The following is a 3,370-nucleotide window of genomic DNA, read 5'->3' as shown; positions in this document are numbered from 1 at the left end:
CACGGAGAGGAGAGTTGTGAAAGTTTTTTGGAAGAACATGAATGGCCATCTTTGTGTGCCACTATTCATAAAAAGAGTCCGCCACCTGAAAAGCCGCCCTCCTTGGCCGGAAGCGGTCAGAATGATTGCTTCTCTTGGGGGGTTTTTAGGTAGAAAAGGCGACGGTGAACCAGGTGTTAAAACTATTTGGTTGGGACTGGGAAGGTAACATGATATCAGCCAGACTTGGAAACTATCTCATCAAATTGGTCCCCCCCATAGAACCCCCTTGAGCCATCTTGCACACTTTTCTCTTTTTGTCAAATTTTATGTTAAGAAAGATGTGACTAATGGATAGCTTAATAAGGGGGGCAGGGGGGATCGAACCTAAAATCCATTTTAATTTAATTATAACCAGCTACTTAAGTAAGCTAAAACGGATTTTAACCGCCTATCCTTAGATTAGCTGTCTCGGAGTCTCGGAGTCTCGACTAGGAAATTAATTTTGCACGACTACTTAACTAACACTCCATTCAGAAAAATTTCGGCAATACCTTCGGCCATTTCTTGTAAAGCTAAGGGGGAAGCATTGCTATCTAAAATAGTTTCACTGGAAAAACCAGCAATTGCAAACATTCCTAGAAAAACCTGGGCCACAATTTTCGGATTCATGGGACGATAGATACCACGATCGATCGCTGTTTGAAAAAAAGCCTCGGCCACATCGGTCATTTTAGCAATTACCTCCGATTGAATCCGCTCTTTTAATTCGGGGTGAAATTGTGCCTCTATAAAACAAACTCGCAATAAATCGCTATTTTCTCGCATTCTCAACACCCTACGTCGCATCACCTGCGCTACCGCTTTATAACTGCCCATTTCGCTCAATTCCGTCAGCAAGTCGGTGAGAATATCCACCCATCCCCTAGTGGCCACTTCGATTAAAATCGCCTTTTTGTTGGGAAAATAACGAAATAAAGTTCCTTCTGCCACATTTGCTTTTCCTGCTAGGTCTTTGGTCGTGGTTCCTTCATAACCCTTAGCGGCAAATAAACGTAAAGCGGCCTGTAGAATACGACTACGGGTATCTTCTTCCCCAGAATTGGTCTCAGTTAGGGAACGTTGAAAAAGACTTTGCATAATTATTGACAGCTAGAACGGGATAGAGCCATTGTCATCGATCAAGTTAGGTGTTTACTCAAATGCTTCATAAAATTTTGAGTAATTGGAGTAACTTGGCCTTTAACAACGAGCGCACGAGCTTAGACCTCCTGCAAAAATAGGGCTCTTCTGGTTTCTGTGTGGAAACGAGGTCTATACTGATAGAATATCCGCAAAATAGCCCTAAAAGTCTTGCCCGATAAGCATTTCACGATTCCATAAGCAAAAATTATCACACAAAGTCGAGAAGAGCCAAAATAGGAACTGATTATGTAAAATAAAGTAAAACACTCAGAAAAACAATGACTTACGAAAAAGTAAAAAATTTGAATCCAGAAGAGTTTAAACGCTTTTGTGGAGTATATCCTGAAACATTTAAGGATATGGTGAAAGTTCTGGCCGCCGAAAAAGTTCTGCCAAAAAAATCGGGAAGACCAAGTAAATTAAGTTGAGAAGACCAAATCTTGATGACCTTAGAGTATTTGCGGGAATATAGGACTTATTTCCATCTCGCAATTAACTGGGAGATTAATGAGACAACAGCCCTAGGAATCACTAGAAGGGTAGAAGGTATTCTCATGAAATCAGGATTATTTAATCTGCCAGGTAAAAAGACAGTTCAACAAGCCAATAGTGACCTAGAGGTAGTGGTAGTAGATGTAGCAGAGCCTGAGATAGAAAGACCTCAAAAGAAGCAGAAAGATTACTATAGCGGGAAACAGGGCTATCATACAATAAAATCTCAAGTTCTTGCGGCTCAAAAAACAGGAATGATAATCTGTACCGCTCATGGAAAGGGAAGAATACATGACTTTAACCTTTGGAAAAATAGTCAAATTGGGATAGATAAAAGTATTGAATGTTTAGCAGATAAGGGCTATCAAGGAATCCAAAAACAGCATGAAAATAGTAGGATTCCTGACAAAAAGAAGAAAAATCAAGAATTAAGTTCAGAAGAGAAAGAATTTAATCGCCAGTTATCAAGAGAAAGAATTATTATCGAACATATTCACAGAAGTCTGAAGATATTTAGAATTTTATCATCAAGATATAGGAATCGGAGACGGCGTTTTGGTCTGAGATTTAATTTAATCGCTGGCATTTACAACTATGAACTTGCTTTAGGCTATCATCAAGTAGCTGAATAAGACTTTTGCAGGAGGTCTCTTGACAATGGGCTAAGTTTCCAGCCAAAATAACCCAAAGATTTTCATTCTCCCAGATAAAGCCTAGTTCTAGCTCCAAATGCTAGGGCAAAACGTTGACACTTGCTCCCCTATCAATCAAACCTTACTCTGGACTGCTGAAAAACATCGTCAGTGCAAGGCTATAACCAGTATTTTCCACCATTTTTTACTGTCTCTAAACTATCATGGAAAACTACAGGCCGCATCCCACTCAGGCATGAGTATAATTACTCATTGACGAAGTTGTGAGAAAATAGAAAGAAATACAAGGAAAAAAGCTATGCTAGGGATACCCCTGCAAGAAAAAGCCCAACTAGAGAAATATCTCCTGGAAACCGCCAAAATTCTCTGAAAATATACCGAACCAGAAAAGCTCAACGACTTCGAGAATAATGAAAAACTTTCTAGACTCAACCAACCGCGGGGAAAAAAATAATTTCCTCATCCCCCTTGCCTATACCCTAGGAATAGCCATCCCCTTTAGGTGGTGATTCGGTAGTAGTGATGGCGGCTTAATCCTTTGCTTTGCTGTGCATTGTAGTCATGGATAAAATACCAAAGGGTTCCCCAACGTGATTCTCCATTTTTTTTAGAGAAAGATAGACTGTCTCTCACCAGCCGAGAAATCCTTTGTCGAAAGGTATTATTTAATCTTTCAATAGGATTGGTTTGACCAGTTTCTTTTCCGACTGGTCGATGACGTTTACTAGGAATTACTGTCTTATAGGACTCCCAAAAGTCTGTGTAAGCAACTGCACATTGTCGGTAAACACCGGGTAAACTGGACCCAAAGTTTTTTGGCTGATTGACGACTCCTATCTCCGCGCATAGCAACCAATAATTTCTCTTGTCTTTCTATCAATTAACCGCCAAATATAGACCTTTATCGTCTTACAAAAAACCAAAGACCACATTTCATCACATTCTATAACCAATTTACCTTTTGGTTTGTCCGAAACCTTTATTTGACGGGGGACAGCCGCCAGTTTATTGTTGACATAATTTTGTAACCATGACCAACTTACCCCTGTTACTCTAGCAAT

At 39.9% G+C, this 3,370-nt stretch carries 1 protein-coding gene and 3 pseudogenes; 2 read left to right on the top strand and 2 right to left on the bottom strand.

The window, feature by feature from the left end:
- Positions 1–337 (top strand): annotated as a pseudogene (locus IM515_RS00895) (IS4 family transposase); the annotation flags it as partial.
- Between the two features lie 155 nt (positions 338–492).
- Here IM515_RS00895 and IM515_RS00890 read toward each other — a convergent pair.
- Positions 493–1,119 carry a TetR/AcrR family transcriptional regulator gene (locus tag IM515_RS00890; protein ID WP_002747032.1) on the bottom strand — a complete coding sequence of 209 codons (627 nt, stop codon included), beginning with the start codon at positions 1,117–1,119 and terminating at the stop codon, positions 493–495.
- A 323-nt stretch (positions 1,120–1,442) separates the two neighbouring features.
- On the opposite strand from IM515_RS00890, the pseudogene IM515_RS00885 reads away from it, so the two are divergent.
- A pseudogene (locus tag IM515_RS00885) lies at positions 1,443–2,288 on the top strand (IS5 family transposase).
- A 519-nt stretch (positions 2,289–2,807) separates the two neighbouring features.
- Here IM515_RS00885 and IM515_RS00880 read toward each other — a convergent pair.
- Positions 2,808–3,370: pseudogene (locus IM515_RS00880) on the bottom strand (IS1 family transposase); the annotation flags it as partial.

The organism is Microcystis sp. M44BS1, from assembly GCF_020244875.1.
Taxonomy (GTDB): Bacteria; Cyanobacteriota; Cyanobacteriia; order Cyanobacteriales; family Microcystaceae; genus Microcystis; species Microcystis panniformis.
This window is presented reverse-complemented; position numbering and strand designations above follow the sequence as displayed.